Genomic DNA, 13,446 nt, shown 5'->3' with positions numbered 1-13,446 from the left:
CGCTCCCACAGGGAACGCCTCCCTTGCCCTGTGGGAGCGGGCTCTGCCCGCGAAGAGGCCGGCACTGATTCACTCAGGATTTTTTCCTGCACACCGGCCGGTTTGGCATTACGCTGGGTCAGGCTTCATTGAATAACAGCAGAGGTGCAACATGACGGATGCCCGACACGTATTGTTCGGTGCCGACCTGAGCGGCGAGCCAGTGGGTCTGGACCTGCGCCTGGCCAACCGCCACGGTTTGATCGCCGGTGCCACTGGAACCGGCAAGACGGTCACCCTGCAGCGCTTGGCCGAGGCTTTCAGCGAGGCCGGAGTGGCGGTGTTTGCCGCCGATATCAAAGGCGATCTGTGCGGCCTCGGCGCCAGCGGCAATCCGCAGGGCAAGATCGCCGAGCGGATTGCGCAGATGCCATGGCTGGATTACCGCGCTCAGGCCTGTCCGGTCACACTCTGGGACATCCATGGGCAATCCGGCCATCCGTTGCGTACCACGCTGAGCGAAATGGGACCGCTGCTGCTGGGCAGCCTGCTGGAACTCACCGACAGCCAGCAATCCGCGCTGTACGCCGCCTTCAAGGTAGCCGACCGCGAAGGCTTGCTGCTGCTCGACCTCAAGGATCTCAAGGCGCTGCTCAACCACCTCCGGGACAACCCAGAGCTGCTCGGTGACGACAGCGCGCTGATGACCACGGGCTCGAGCCAGGCCCTGTTGCGCCGCCTTGCCACGCTGGAGCAGCAGGGCGCCGAAGCGCTGTTCGGCGAGCCGGCCCTGCGCCTGGAAGACATTCTGCACCCCGACGCCGATGGCCGCGGCCGCATCCATCTGCTCGACGCCAGCCGCCTGGTGCACGAGGCGCCGAAAGTCTACGCCACCTTCCTGCTGTGGCTGCTGGCTGAGCTGTTCGAGCAATTGCCCGAACGCGGCGACGCCGACAAGCCGTTGCTGGCGCTGTTTTTCGACGAAGCCCACTTGTTGTTCAACGGCACCCCCAAAGCCCTGCAGGATCGCCTGGAGCAAGTGGTGCGGTTGATTCGCTCCAAGGGCGTCGGCGTGTACTTCGTCACCCAGTCCCCCAGCGACCTGCCCGATGCGGTGCTGGCCCAACTGGGCCTGCGCATCCAGCACGGTCTGCGGGCGTTCACCGCCCGAGAGCAGAAAGCGCTCAAGGCGGTTGCCGAAGGTTTCCGCCCCAACCCCGCGTTCGACACCCTGGCGGTGCTGACCGAGCTGGGCACCGGCGAGGCCTTGGTCGGAACGCTGGAGGAGAAAGGCACCCCGGCGATGGTCCGGCGCGTCTCGATCGCGCCGCCGCAGTCGCGTATCGGCCCGCTGACGGACGCCGAGCGTGCCGCCGTGGTCCGCAACTCTGCACTGGCCGGGCGCTACGATCAGCCGGTGGACCGCGAGTCCGCCTATGAACTGCTGACCGCGCGCAAGCTGGCGCCCGCCGCGGACCCTGCACAGCCGCCCGCGCCAAGCCTGGCCGACAAGGCCGGCGAGTTTCTCAGTGGCGCGGCGGGGCAGGCATTGAAGTCAGCGATGCGCCAGGCGGCCAACCAGTTCGGTCGCCAGTTGGTCCGCGGCTTGATGGGGTCTTTGCTGGGCGGCAGCAAGCGCAAGTAGCGTCCAGCGTTTTCCCACCCATGCAAAAAGGCGCCCGCGGGCGCCTTTTTGCAACTGTCGCTCATTACCTACCCGACCAGTCGGCTCGCCAACCAGAACAGTCCAGCCGCCAGACCCATGGAGGCTGGCAGGGTCAACACCCATGCCAGCATGATGGTGCGCACCGTGCCGCCCTGCAGCCCGCTCTTGTTGGCCACCATGGTGCCAGCGACGCCCGAGGACAGGATGTGGGTAGTCGACACCGGCAGGCTGAACACGTTGGCTGCGCCGATGGCGCACGCTGTGACGATCTGCGCCGACATGCCCTGGGCGTAGGTCATGCCCTGCTTGCCGATCTTCTCGCCGATCGTCAGCACCACGCGTTTCCAGCCGACCATGGTGCCGGTACCCAAGGCCAGCGCCACGGCCAGGATGACCCAGAACGGCGAGTATTCGGTGGTTGCGGTGAGGTCCTTGCGCAGCTTCTCGAGGTCGGATTTCTCACGCGGCTCCAGTGCTGGCAACTTGCCGACCTTCTTCGCCGTGTCATCCAGGCAGAGCAGGTAGCGACGCACTTCGATGCGACGCTCGGCCGCCAGCGAATGGTAGTCGGAGACACCTTCAAGCGTGCTCAACAGCGCTGCGATGGTAGGTTCGGTCTGCTGCGGATTGCAGCTGAACTTCTCTGGCAGATCGCCCTGCTGGGCTTTGCCCAGCGCCAGGAACTCACCCAGGGTGGCCTGGTTGCGCTGGTAGAACTGGCTCAAGTGCTGGGTCGCGTCGCGGGTCCGCTCGATCTGGTAGGTGGTCGAGTTCAGGTCAAGTACGAACTGCTGCGGGACGATACCGATCAATACCAGCATGATCAGGCCGATGCCCTTCTGGCCATCGTTGGAACCGTGCACGAAACTCACGGCCATGGCCGACAACACCAGCACCAGGCGATTCCAGAACGGTGGGTGCTTCTTGTCGTCCAGCTTGCGCCGCTGCTCTGGGGTCTTGTGCATCTTGGACGCCGGACGCCACCATTTCAGGCCGATCAGCACCAGGGCCGCCGCCACGAAGCCGGCGATGGGCGAGAACACCAGCGAGGCGCCGATGTCGATTGCCTTCTGCCAGTTGACGCCGTCGCCCAGGGGGATGTCGTTGATCAAGGCATTGGCCAGACCCACGCCCAGGATCGAGCCGATCAGGGTGTGCGAGCTCGAGGCCGGAATGCCGAAATACCAGGTGCCCAGATTCCAGGTAATGGCCGCGGCCAGCAGCGAGAACACCATGGCCAGGCCATGTCCGGTGTTGACGTTGATCAGCAACTCCACCGGCAGCAGGTGGACGATCGCGTAGGCCACGCCAACGCCGCCCAGCAGCACGCCGAGGAAGTTGAAGATACCGGACAGGAATACGGCCAGGTGCGGCGGCATTGCCTTGGTGTAGATGACTGTGGCCACCGCGTTGGCGGTGTCATGAAAGCCGTTGATGAATTCGAAGGTGAGAACAAACGCCAGCGCTAAGAACAGGCTGACCAACACCCACGCATCCAGTGCGCTGAATAATTCGATCATGAAGGTTTTGTGACCGGGCCATTGAGGGGGCGCGATTATGCCAGAAATCGAGGCGTTATGACCCCCCAGGCGCTGACCGGTGGGTCCGCTTTTCCGGCATTCAGCAGGCAGTGGCGAGGGCTGACGCCAATGCAGCAGGCACCTTGGCCCCGAAAATTCGGGCTATCGGTAGCAGGCAACGTCCCGCATACAACCCTGGATAATTCAAACGGGCGTATGAAATCTATCGCCACATGACGCATTTTTGATGGCAATTGACGTGGCAGGGCCGGCGCGGTGCGTCGTGCCACGTCAATATCAGGCGTTAGGCTGTTGCAGGTCTTTTTCGATCTTCTGGATCTCTTCCTGGAATGCCAGATCGACAATGCTGGCGCGTTTGCGCCAAGGTTTGCGTTCGGGTTCCGGCTGAGCAGCGTAGGTGGTGATCTCGCCGCCGTAGACTTCCTTGTAACGTTGTTCCTGGCGCTCCAGTTGCGCGCGCAGTTCGTCTTTCGTCACATTCATTACTCTGATAAATGGAAAGTTGAAACCGGCTGACAAGGTTTCTCCAGCGCCGTGCCAGTTGGCGAACGCATTGTAGCGAGTCGCAGTGTCAACGGGGCACCTGGGTCTGTCATCGAATGTGTGTAGCTCGACTCGATACACACTAGGAAAACGCAAACAGGGATAAGTTTCAGCACCGGCCACGAAACGCCCGCTGCACAGGTTTGCGATTATCGCCCGCTGGTTCGATAATCGCCCTCGATCGGTTCCGAAGAATCCAGAGGGCAGTACGATGAACGAACACACTCCACCGGCAGGCTCGACAGCGCCTCAGCGAACGGCGTTCAGCTCTCTGGCTCCGCCGATCGTCGCATCGCCGGCCAAGCGCATCCAGGCGTTTACCGGCGATCCCGACTTCATGACCTCGCTGGCCCGCGGGCTGGCGGTGGTGCAGGCATTCCAGGAGCGCAAGCGACACCTGACCATCGCGCAGATCAGCCACCGCACCGAAATCCCTCGGGCCGCCGTGCGACGTTGCCTGCATACCCTGATCAAGTTGGGCTACGCCACCACCGATGGGCGCACCTACTCGCTGTTGCCCAAGGTCCTGACCCTTGGCCATGCCTACCTGTCGTCGACACCCCTGGCGGTGTCTGCACAGCCGTATCTGGATCGCATGAGCGAGCAGCTGCACGAAGCCTGCAACATGGCCACGCTCGAAGGCGACGACATTCTCTACATCGCGCGCTCGGCCACGACCCAGCGGCTGATCTCCGTGGACCTGTCGGTGGGCGGCCGGCTGCCGGCGTATTGCACCTCCATGGGCCGCATATTGCTCGCCGCGCTCGACGACGCCTCGTTGCACGAATACCTGCAGCACACCGACCTTGCTCCCAAGACCAGCCGTACCTTGACCAGCAAGGTGACATTGCTCGAATGCCTGGAGCGGGTTCGCCAGCAGGGCTGGTGCATCGTCGATCAGGAGCTGGAGCAGGGCCTGCGTTCGATTGCCGTGCCGGTGTACGACGCGTCGGGGCAGGTGCTGGCGGCGCTCAACGTCAGTACCCACGCCGGTCGAGTGACGCGGGCGGAACTGGAGCAACGCTTCCTGCCGATCATGCTGGCTGCCAGCCGCGACTTGAGTGCGCAACTGTTCGCTTGAACCATCGTGGCCAGGGTGGGCATTGCAGTGTGCGGTGACCGCACACATCTGCAGGTGCGCGATTGACCGGGCCGGGGCGCGCTGACTAATGTCCATCGCATCGACTGCTCAGGCATGTGTCGATGTGCCCGTCTTTCCCGAATAACTACAATGACAAGAACAATAATGAACAGACCTGCCAACGCTGCAGGGGTGTGCCTGGATGTGCAGACCCTGATCAACGACCGACCGCTGTCGCGCTACCAATGGCGCGTGGTCATCCTGTGTTTCCTGATCGTCTTTCTCGATGGCCTGGACACCGCCGCCATGGGTTTCATCGCGCCCGCGCTGTCGCAGGAGTGGGGCATCGACCGGGCCAGCCTCGGGCCGGTGATGAGCGCCGCGCTGATTGGCATGGTGTTCGGCGCGCTGGGCTCCGGGCCCTTGGCCGACCGCTTCGGGCGCAAGCTGGTGCTGGTTGGGGCGGTGCTGGTGTTTGGCGGGTTCAGCCTGGCATCGGCCTACAGCAGCAACGTCGATCAACTGCTGGTCCTGCGCTTTCTCACCGGCTTGGGGCTGGGCGCGGGTATGCCCAACGCCACCACGCTGTTGTCCGAATACACCCCCGAACGCTTTCGTTCGCTGTTGGTGACCAGCATGTTCTGCGGTTTCAACCTGGGCATGGCCGGTGGTGGGTTCATGTCCGCCAAGCTGATTCCTGCCTTCGGCTGGCACAGCCTGCTGTTGCTCGGCGGTGTGCTGCCGCTGCTGCTGGCGGTGGTGCTTATGGTCTGGCTGCCCGAGTCGGCGCGGTACCTGGTGGTACGCAACAAAAGCGTGGAAAAAATCCGTCGTACCCTTGCACCGATAGACCCTGAGCAAGTGGCGCGGGCCGAGCGTTTCAGCGTTCCCGAACAGAAAACCGTCAAAGCGAGCAACGTCCTGGCGGTGATCTTTTCGGGCACCTACCGTGCCGGGACCTTGCTGCTGTGGCTGACCTACTTCATGGGTCTGGTGATCGTCTACCTGTTGACCAGCTGGCTGCCGACGCTGATGCGCGACAGCGGCGCGAGCCTCGAGCAGGCCGCCTTCATCGGCGCGCTGTTCCAGTTCGGCGGTGTACTGAGTGCCGTAGGCGTGGGTTGGGCGATGGACCGGTTCAACCCGCACAAGGTCATCGCCACGTTCTACCTGCTGGCTGGCGTATTCGCCTACGCGGTAGGGCAAAGCCTGGGCAACATCACCGTGCTGGCGACGCTGGTGCTGATCGCCGGGATGTGCGTCAACGGCGCGCAGTCGGCGATGCCGTCGCTGGCCGCGCGGTTCTACCCGACGCAGGGGCGCGCCACCGGTGTGTCGTGGATGCTGGGCATCGGCCGTTTCGGTGCAATTCTGGGTGCCTGGATGGGCGCGACACTGCTTGGCCTGGGTTGGAATTTCGAACAGGTGCTGACGGCGCTGGTCGTCCCCGCCGTGCTGGCCACCGTGGCCTTGTTGATCAAGAACCGGGTCAGCCACGCCGACGCTACCTGAAACACGCCGCTGTACTGTTCGATAATCGAACAGATAGTCGATAATCGGATTGTTCGTGTGAGGCTGGCGCCCTAACCTGTATGCCAGCTTCATTCAAACAAGATGGCTCACAGTACCGAGGAGTCCTGCCCACATGGCTGCAATTCTGTCGCTCACCGACGCGGTGAAGCAATTCGTCAACGATGGCGACACCATCGCGCTCGAAGGCTTCACCCACCTGATTCCAACCGCTGCAGGTCACGAGATCATTCGTCAAGGCAAGAAAGACCTGACGCTGGTGCGCATGACCCCCGACCTGATCTACGATCAGTTGATCGGCGCCGGTTGCGCTCGCAAGTTGATCTTCTCGTGGGGCGGCAACCCCGGTGTCGGTTCGCTGCATCGACTGCGCGACGCCGTCGAGAAGCAGTGGCCGCAAGCGCTGGAGATCGAAGAACACAGCCATGCCGACCTGGCCAATGCCTATGTGGCCGGCGCCTCGGGCCTGCCGTTCGCGGTGTTGCGGGCCTACGCAGGCTCCGACTTGCCCAAGGTCAACCCGTTGATCAAAACGGTCACCTGCCCGTTCACTGGGGAAGTGCTGGCCGCTGTGCCTTCGGTCCGTCCAGACGTCACAGTGATCCATGCGCAGAAAGCCGACCGCAAGGGCAACGTGCTGCTGTGGGGCATTCTGGGCGTGCAGAAAGAAGCTGCCCTGGGCGCCAAGCGTTGCATCGTCACGGTGGAAGAAATCGTCGACGACCTGCAGGCCCCCATGAACGCCTGCGTACTGCCGACCTGGGCACTGACTGCGGTCTGCCACGTACCGGGTGGGGCACATCCGTCCTACGCCCACGGCTACACCCAGCGCGACAACGTGTTTTACCAAGCCTGGGATTCCGTTGCGCGAGACCGGCAGACCTTTACCGCCTGGATCGACACCTACATCCATGGCACCCAGAACTTCAGCGAATACCAGGCGAAACTGGCCAGCGCAGCGCAGGTGACCCCATGACTTACTCCACCAACGAGATGATGACCGTCGCGGCTGCGCGGCGCCTGCGCAACGGCGCGGTGTGCTTCGTCGGCATCGGCCTGCCGTCCAAGGCTGCCAACCTGGCGCGCCTGACGTCTTCGCCCGACGTGGTGCTGATCTACGAGTCCGGTCCGATCGGCGCCAAGCCCAGCGTCTTGCCGCTGTCCATCGGCGACGGCGAACTGGCGGAAACCGCCGACACGGTGGTGCCGACGGGTGAGATCTTCCGCTACTGGCTGCAGGGTGGACGTATCGACGTCGGCTTCCTCGGCGCTGCCCAGGTCGACCGTTTCGGCAACATCAACACCACCGTGGTGGGCGACTATCATCAGCCCAAGGTACGCCTGCCGGGCGCTGGCGGAGCGCCTGAAATCGCAGGTTCAGCCAAGAGCGTGTTGATCATCCTCAAGCAGTCGCACCGCAGCTTCGTCGAGAAGCTCGATTTCCTCACGTCGGTGGGCCACGGTGACGGCGGCGACTCGCGCAAGCGCCTGGGCCTGCCGGGGCAAGGCCCGGTGGGGATCATCACTGACCTGTGCATCATGGAACCGGAAGCCGGCACCAACGAGTTCGTGGTCACCTCCATCCACCCCGGTGTGACCCGCGAGCAGATCAGTGCTGCCACCGGCTGGAAGGTCCGCTTCGCCGACGACGTGCAGACCACGGCCGAGCCCGACACCACCGAACTGGAGGCGTTGCGCGCCCTGGAAGCACGCACCGCGGCCGCCCATGGCCAGGCGCCGGGAGAAGCATGATGCGTGACGTATTCATTTGCGATGCGGTACGTACGCCCATCGGTCGCTTTGGCGGCAGCCTGGCCAACGTGCGTGCCGACGACCTCGCCGCCGTGCCGATCAAGGCGTTGCTCGAGCGTAACCCGACGGTGGATTGGGCGCAGGTCGACGAAGTGTTCATGGGCTGCGCCAATCAGGCGGGCGAAGACAACCGCAACGTCGCACGCATGGCGCTGCTGCTGGCCGGCCTGCCCGAGGGCGTGCCGGGCGTGACCCTCAACCGCTTGTGTGCTTCGGGCATGGATGCGGTGGGCACGGCGTTCCGCGCTATTGCCAGTGGCGAGATGGAGCTGGCGATTGCCGGTGGCGTTGAATCGATGTCACGCGCACCCTTCGTCATGGGCAAGGCCGACGCCGGTTTTTCCCGCAACATGAAGCTGGAAGACACCACCATCGGTTGGCGCTTCATCAACCCGCTGATGAAGGCCCACTATGGCGTGGATGCGATGCCGCAGACCGCTGACAACGTGGCGGACGATTACCGGGTTTCCCGTGAGGACCAGGACGCCTTCGCCGTGCGCAGCCAGCAGCGCACCGCTGCCGCCCAGGCGGCGGGGTTCTTCGCCGAGGAAATCGTACCGGTGCGCATTCCCGGCAAGAAGGGCGACACCGTGGTCGAGCAGGACGAGCATCCACGTGCCGATACCACCCTGGAAACCCTGGCCAGGCTCAAGCCGGTCAACGGCGCCGACAAGAGCGTGACCGCAGGCAATGCTTCGGGTGTCAACGACGGCGCCGCCGCCATGATTCTCGCCAGTGCCGAGGCAGTGCAGAAGCATGGCCTGACGGCCCGTGGCCGGGTGCTGGGCATGGCCAGTGCCGGGGTGGCGCCACGGGTGATGGGCGTCGGTCCGGTACCGGCAGTGCGCAAGCTGCTGGAACGCCTGAACCTGACGGTCGAAGACTTCGACGTGATCGAGCTTAACGAAGCGTTCGCCAGCCAGGGCCTGGCCGTGCTGCGCGAGCTGGGGCTGGCGGACGACGCGGCGCAGGTCAATCCCAACGGCGGGGCGATTGCCTTGGGGCACCCATTGGGCATGAGCGGGGCGCGGCTGGTGTTGACCGCGCTGCATCAGTTGGAAAAAAGTGGCGGCAAGCGCGGGCTGGCGACGATGTGTGTGGGGGTAGGGCAGGGTCTGGCGTTGGCGATCGAGCGGGTTTGAGGGGGCTTCACTGGCCTCTTCGCGGGCAGAGGGCTCGCCGCCCGCCCCGCTCCCACAGAAAAGCCCTCTCCCACATAGATCAAATGTTCTTGTGGGAGCAGGCTCCTGTGGGAGCGGGCTCTGCCCGCGAAGAGGCCCTAAAGCCAACCCTCAACCTCCCAGACCGCCAATCACCTTGTGCCTGAGGTTGTAACAGGTTATGTCTAGCCTTTACCGACCTCAATGAGAACTAAAACATGACAACAGTTCATTACACCGGTGAGGAGCGCAAGAAGCGCATATTCGCGATCGTCGGCGCTTCATCGGGCAACCTGGTGGAGTGGTTCGACTTCTATGTCTACGCCTTCTGCGCCATTTATTTCGCCCCAGCCTTCTTTCCTTCCGACGATCCAACCGTGCAACTGGTCAACACCGCCGGGGTGTTCGCCGCAGGCTTTCTGATGCGGCCGATCGGTGGCTGGTTGTTCGGCCGCGTGGCCGACAAGCATGGCCGCAAGAACTCCATGATGATCTCGGTGCTGATGATGTGCGCTGGCTCGCTGGTGATCGCCTGCCTGCCGACCTACGCCACCATCGGTGTCTGGGCACCGATCATCCTGTTGCTGGCCCGGCTGTTCCAGGGTCTGTCGGTGGGCGGTGAATACGGCACCACGGCGACCTACATGTCCGAAGTCGCCCTGCGTGGCCAGCGTGGTTTCTTCGCGTCGTTCCAATACGTGACGTTGATCGGCGGGCAACTGCTGGCTGTGCTGACCGTGGTCATCCTTCAGCAGTTTCTCGACGAGCAGGAACTGCGGGCCTGGGGCTGGCGCATTCCGTTTTTCGTCGGTGCCGTCGCCGCGATCATCTCGCTGTTGTTGCGCCGTACGCTGAAGGAAACCAGCACCGCCGAAACGCGCAACGACAAGGACGCCGGCAGCATCGCCGGGCTGTTCAAGAATCACAGCGCAGCCTTCATCACCGTATTGGGCTACACCGCCGGCGGCTCGCTGATTTTCTACACTTTCACCACCTACATGCAGAAGTACCTGGTCAATACCGCAGGCATGCATGCCAAGACCGCCAGCCTGATCATGACCGGCGCGCTGTTCCTGTACATGTGCATGCAGCCGCTGTTCGGCATGCTCGCCGACCGCATCGGCCGACGCACCTCCATGCTCTGGTTCGCCGGGCTCGGTACCTTGTGCACCTTGCCGATCCTCATGGCATTGAAGACCGTCACCAGCCCGTTCCTGGCGTTCGTGCTGATCACCCTGGCCCTGGCCATCGTCAGCTTCTACACCTCGATCAGTGGCCTGGTCAAAGCCGAGATGTTCCCGCCGCAGGTGCGCGCCCTGGGCGTCGGCCTGGCCTACGCGGTAGCCAACGCGGTGTTCGGCGGTTCAGCGGAGTTCGTCGCCTTGAACCTGAAGAACATGGGCAACGAAAACGCGTTCTACTGGTACGTCACGGTGATGATGGCCATCGCCTTCCTGTTCAGCCTGCGGCTGCCCAAGCAGCCCAAGTACCTGCATACCGACCATTAAACCCAGGGGCGCGCCATCGCTGGCGCGCCCTTGCAGGGGAGCTCCATGAACCAACCGCCGAACAATCAGTTGTTCGATGTCTACTTCACCGCCCCGGCCATGCGCCAGATCTTCTGCGACCATGGCCGGGTGCAGGGCATGCTCGATTTCGAAGCTGCGCTGGCTCGCGCCCAGGCGCGGGTCGGTGTGATCCCCAGCGCGGCAGTCGCTCCCATAGAGGCCGCGTGCAAGGCCCAGCTATACGACTTCCAGGCCTTGGCGCAGGCCATTGCCAGTGCTGGCAACTCGGCCATTCCCTTGGTCAAGATGCTCGGCAAGGTCATTTCCGCCACCGACGCCGAGGCCGAGCGCTACGTGCATCTGGGGGCGACCAGCCAGGATGTCATGGACACCGGGCTGGTCCTGCAGCTGCTGGCGGCAGTTGAGCTGATCGAATCCGACCTGCGCCTGCTGACCGACGCCCTGAGCCAGCAGGCTCGCCGCCATGCGGCCACGGTGATGCCCGGACGAACCTGGCTGCAACACGCCACACCCGTCACCCTGGGCATGAAGATCGCTGGCTGGCTCGGCGCCCTGACCCGCAGCCGACAGCGCCTGCGCGAGCTCAGGCCGCGGCTGGCCTGCCTGCAATTCGGCGGCGCATCGGGCACCTTGGCCGCCCTCGGCGATCGAGCCATGCCGGTGGCCCAGGCACTGGCCGAGGAACTGCACCTGAACCTGCCCGAGCAGCCTTGGCATACTCAACGCGACCGACTGGTGGAGCTGGCCTCGGTGCTGGGCCTGTTGGCCGGCAGTCTGGGCAAGCTGGGGCGTGATATCAGCCTGCTGATGCAGACCGAGGCGGCGGAAGTCTTCGAACCTTCGGCACCGGGAAAGGGCGGTTCCTCGACCATGCCGCACAAGCGCAATCCGGTCGGTGCGGCGGTGCTCATTGGCGCTGCCACCCGGGTGCCGGGTCTGCTGGCCACGCTGTTCAGCGCGATGCCGCAGGAACACGAGCGCAGCCTGGGGCTGTGGCACGCCGAATGGGAAACGCTGCCGGAGATCTGCTGCCTGGTGTCCGGCGCGCTGCAGCAGGCGCTGGCCATCGCCGACGGCATGCAGGTCGACGATGGGCGCATGCTGGCGAACCTGAAACTGACTCACGGCCTGGTGCTGGCCGAAGCTGTGAGCATCGTGCTGGCCCAGCGGATCGGTCGTGACCGCGCCCATCATGTGCTGGAACAGTGCTGCAAGCAGGCCGTCGCCCAGGGCCGGCACCTGCGCGCGGTGCTCGGCGACGAGCCGCAGGTCACCGAGCACTTGGACGCCAATGAACTGGACCGTCTGCTGGACCCTTCGCACTACCTGGGCCAGGCCCAGGTCTGGGTCGAACGGGCGGTGGCCGAACACGATCTTTTGAATGCGTGAGGAGATGAGCGTGGCACAGGTACAACTCGCCGACGGCGAACTCGATTACAGTCTGCAAGGCCCCGAGGACAAGCCGGTACTGGTGCTGTCCAACTCGCTGGGCACCGACCGGCACATGTGGGACAGCCAGATGGCCGCCTTCACCGAGCATTTTCAGGTGCTGCGCTACGACACCCGCGGCCATGGCCGATCCCTGGTGACCCCGGGCACCTACACCATCGAGCAGCTGGGTGGCGACGTGCTCGCGCTGCTCGATGCCCTGCGACTGGACAAGGTGCACTTCTGCGGCCTGTCCATGGGCGGCTTGATCGGCCAATGGCTGGGGATCAACGCTGGCGAGCGCCTGCACAAGCTGGTGATCTGCAACACGGCGGCGAAAATCGGTACCCAGGACGTCTGGAACCCTCGGATCGAAATGGTCCTTGGGCAGGGCGAGGCGGCCATGCAGTCGCTGCGCGACGCCTCCATCGCGCGCTGGTTCACCCCGGCGTTCGCCGAAGCCAGCCCGGGCGAAACCCGGCGCATCACCGACATGCTCGCGGCCACTTCGCCCCAAGGCTACGCCGCCAACTGCGCGGCCGTGCGCGACGCCGATTTCCGCGAACAGTTGGGTGCCATCCAGGTACCGCTGTTGGTGATCGCAGGCACCGAGGACGCTGTGACCACGCCCGCCGACGCGCAATTCATCGTCGAGCAGGTGGCCGGTGCGCAGTACGCCGAGTTTGCCGCGGCGCATTTGTCCAACGTTGAAGTCGGTGCGCCTTTCAGTGCCCGCGTCGTCGAATTTCTGTTGCGCTGAAGGAGCACGTCCATGGACGAAAAAGAACGCTACGAAGAAGGCCTGAAAGTCAGGCGAGCGGTGTTGGGCGATGCCCATGTGGAACGCAGCCTGAACAACCTGACCGAGTTCAATACCGAGTTCCAGGAGATGATCACCCGCCATGCGTGGGGTGATATCTGGACCCGTCCGGGCCTGCCGCGGCACACCCGCAGCCTGGTCACCATCGCCATGCTGATCGGCATGAATCGCAACGACGAGCTCAAGCTGCACTTGCGTGCGGCGGCAAGCAACGGTGTCACCCGTGAAGAGATCAAGGAAGTCTTGATGCAGAGCGCCATCTATTGTGGCATTCCGGCGGCCAACGCGACGTTTCACCTGGCCGAATCGGTATGGGATGAGCTGGGCGTCGAATCCCGCCAGTGACGCCCGAGCGGG

At 64.0% G+C, this 13,446-nt stretch carries 12 protein-coding genes; 10 read left to right on the top strand and 2 right to left on the bottom strand.

The genetic code is table 11. The annotated features are described in order from the left end of the window. The first annotated feature begins 151 nt into the window (after positions 1-151). The gene (locus IFT76_RS06080; RefSeq protein WP_192057644.1) at positions 152-1,624 is read left to right on the top strand and encodes a helicase HerA-like domain-containing protein; all 1,473 of its coding nucleotides are present in this window, start codon (positions 152-154) and stop codon (positions 1,622-1,624) included. Between the two features lie 68 nt (positions 1,625-1,692). On the opposite strand, the gene IFT76_RS06075 is transcribed toward IFT76_RS06080, so the two are convergent. Next, positions 1,693-3,165 carry an inorganic phosphate transporter gene (locus tag IFT76_RS06075; protein ID WP_192057643.1) on the bottom strand — a complete coding sequence of 491 codons (1,473 nt, stop codon included), beginning with the start codon at positions 3,163-3,165 and terminating at the stop codon, positions 1,693-1,695. A gap of 297 nt (positions 3,166-3,462) precedes the next feature. Then, on the bottom strand, positions 3,463-3,663 hold the full coding sequence (locus tag IFT76_RS06070) for a hypothetical protein (RefSeq protein WP_122479727.1): 201 nt from the start codon (positions 3,661-3,663) through the stop codon (positions 3,463-3,465). Between the two features lie 277 nt (positions 3,664-3,940). Here IFT76_RS06070 and pcaR point away from each other — a divergent pair, with 277 nt between their 5' ends. The 9 genes from pcaR to pcaC all read left to right on the top strand — a co-directional run bounded on the left by pcaR (position 3,941) and on the right by pcaC (position 13,434). Continuing rightward, positions 3,941-4,810, top strand: a complete 870-nt coding sequence (pcaR, locus tag IFT76_RS06065) for a pca regulon transcriptional regulator PcaR (protein ID WP_122479417.1) — start codon at positions 3,941-3,943, stop codon at positions 4,808-4,810. Positions 4,811-4,975: 165 nt separating this feature from the next. After that, positions 4,976-6,322, top strand: a complete 1,347-nt coding sequence (locus IFT76_RS06060) for an MFS transporter (protein ID WP_192057642.1) — start codon at positions 4,976-4,978, stop codon at positions 6,320-6,322. Between the two features lie 133 nt (positions 6,323-6,455). Further along, entirely contained in the window at positions 6,456-7,316 is an 861-nt protein-coding gene (locus tag IFT76_RS06055; RefSeq protein ID WP_192057641.1) for a CoA transferase subunit A, read from the top strand. Further along, positions 7,313-8,092: a CoA-transferase subunit beta gene (locus IFT76_RS06050; protein WP_192057640.1), complete on the top strand. Its 780-nt coding sequence runs from the start codon at positions 7,313-7,315 to the stop codon at positions 8,090-8,092. The genes IFT76_RS06055 and IFT76_RS06050 overlap by 4 nt, the downstream gene beginning before the upstream one ends. Continuing rightward, the gene (pcaF, locus tag IFT76_RS06045) at positions 8,089-9,294 is read left to right on the top strand and encodes a 3-oxoadipyl-CoA thiolase (RefSeq protein ID WP_192057639.1); all 1,206 of its coding nucleotides are present in this window, start codon (positions 8,089-8,091) and stop codon (positions 9,292-9,294) included. The genes IFT76_RS06050 and pcaF overlap by 4 nt, the downstream gene beginning before the upstream one ends. Positions 9,295-9,530: 236 nt before the next feature. Then, entirely contained in the window at positions 9,531-10,820 is a 1,290-nt protein-coding gene (locus IFT76_RS06040) for an MFS family transporter (protein ID WP_122479412.1), read from the top strand. A gap of 45 nt (positions 10,821-10,865) precedes the next feature. Then, a complete protein-coding gene (locus IFT76_RS06035; protein WP_192057638.1) occupies positions 10,866-12,230 on the top strand; it encodes a 3-carboxy-cis,cis-muconate cycloisomerase in 1,365 nt (454 codons plus the stop codon). Between the two features lie 10 nt (positions 12,231-12,240). After that, entirely contained in the window at positions 12,241-13,029 is a 789-nt protein-coding gene (gene pcaD / locus IFT76_RS06030) for a 3-oxoadipate enol-lactonase (protein WP_192057637.1), read from the top strand. A 12-nt stretch (positions 13,030-13,041) separates the two neighbouring features. After that, positions 13,042-13,434: a 4-carboxymuconolactone decarboxylase gene (gene pcaC / locus IFT76_RS06025; RefSeq protein ID WP_185793997.1), complete on the top strand. Its 393-nt coding sequence runs from the start codon at positions 13,042-13,044 to the stop codon at positions 13,432-13,434. Positions 13,435-13,446 lie beyond the last annotated feature (12 nt).

The organism is Pseudomonas sp. CFBP 13727 (assembly GCF_014841915.1).
Classification (GTDB): domain Bacteria; phylum Pseudomonadota; class Gammaproteobacteria; order Pseudomonadales; family Pseudomonadaceae; genus Aquipseudomonas; species Aquipseudomonas baltica.
Note: the sequence above shows the minus strand (reverse complement) of the source record. Positions and strands in the feature narration are given on the sequence as shown.

Excerpts from the sequence above, each read along its gene's own strand:
- IFT76_RS06050 (WP_192057640.1), top strand. The coding sequence starts at position 7,313 with ATGACTTACTCCACCAACGAGATGATGACCGTCGCGGCTGCGCGGCGC.
- IFT76_RS06035 (WP_192057638.1), top strand. The coding sequence starts at position 10,866 with ATGAACCAACCGCCGAACAATCAGTTGTTCGATGTCTACTTCACCGCC.
- IFT76_RS06055 (WP_192057641.1), top strand. The coding sequence starts at position 6,456 with ATGGCTGCAATTCTGTCGCTCACCGACGCGGTGAAGCAATTCGTCAAC.
- IFT76_RS06080 (WP_192057644.1), top strand. The coding sequence starts at position 152 with ATGACGGATGCCCGACACGTATTGTTCGGTGCCGACCTGAGCGGCGAG.
- IFT76_RS06040 (WP_122479412.1), top strand. The coding sequence starts at position 9,531 with ATGACAACAGTTCATTACACCGGTGAGGAGCGCAAGAAGCGCATATTC.
- pcaR (WP_122479417.1), top strand. The coding sequence starts at position 3,941 with ATGAACGAACACACTCCACCGGCAGGCTCGACAGCGCCTCAGCGAACG.
- IFT76_RS06060 (WP_192057642.1), top strand. The coding sequence starts at position 4,976 with ATGAACAGACCTGCCAACGCTGCAGGGGTGTGCCTGGATGTGCAGACC.
- pcaC (WP_185793997.1), top strand. The coding sequence starts at position 13,042 with ATGGACGAAAAAGAACGCTACGAAGAAGGCCTGAAAGTCAGGCGAGCG.
- pcaF (WP_192057639.1), top strand. The coding sequence starts at position 8,089 with ATGATGCGTGACGTATTCATTTGCGATGCGGTACGTACGCCCATCGGT.
- IFT76_RS06075 (WP_192057643.1), bottom strand. The coding sequence starts at position 3,165 with ATGATCGAATTATTCAGCGCACTGGATGCGTGGGTGTTGGTCAGCCTG.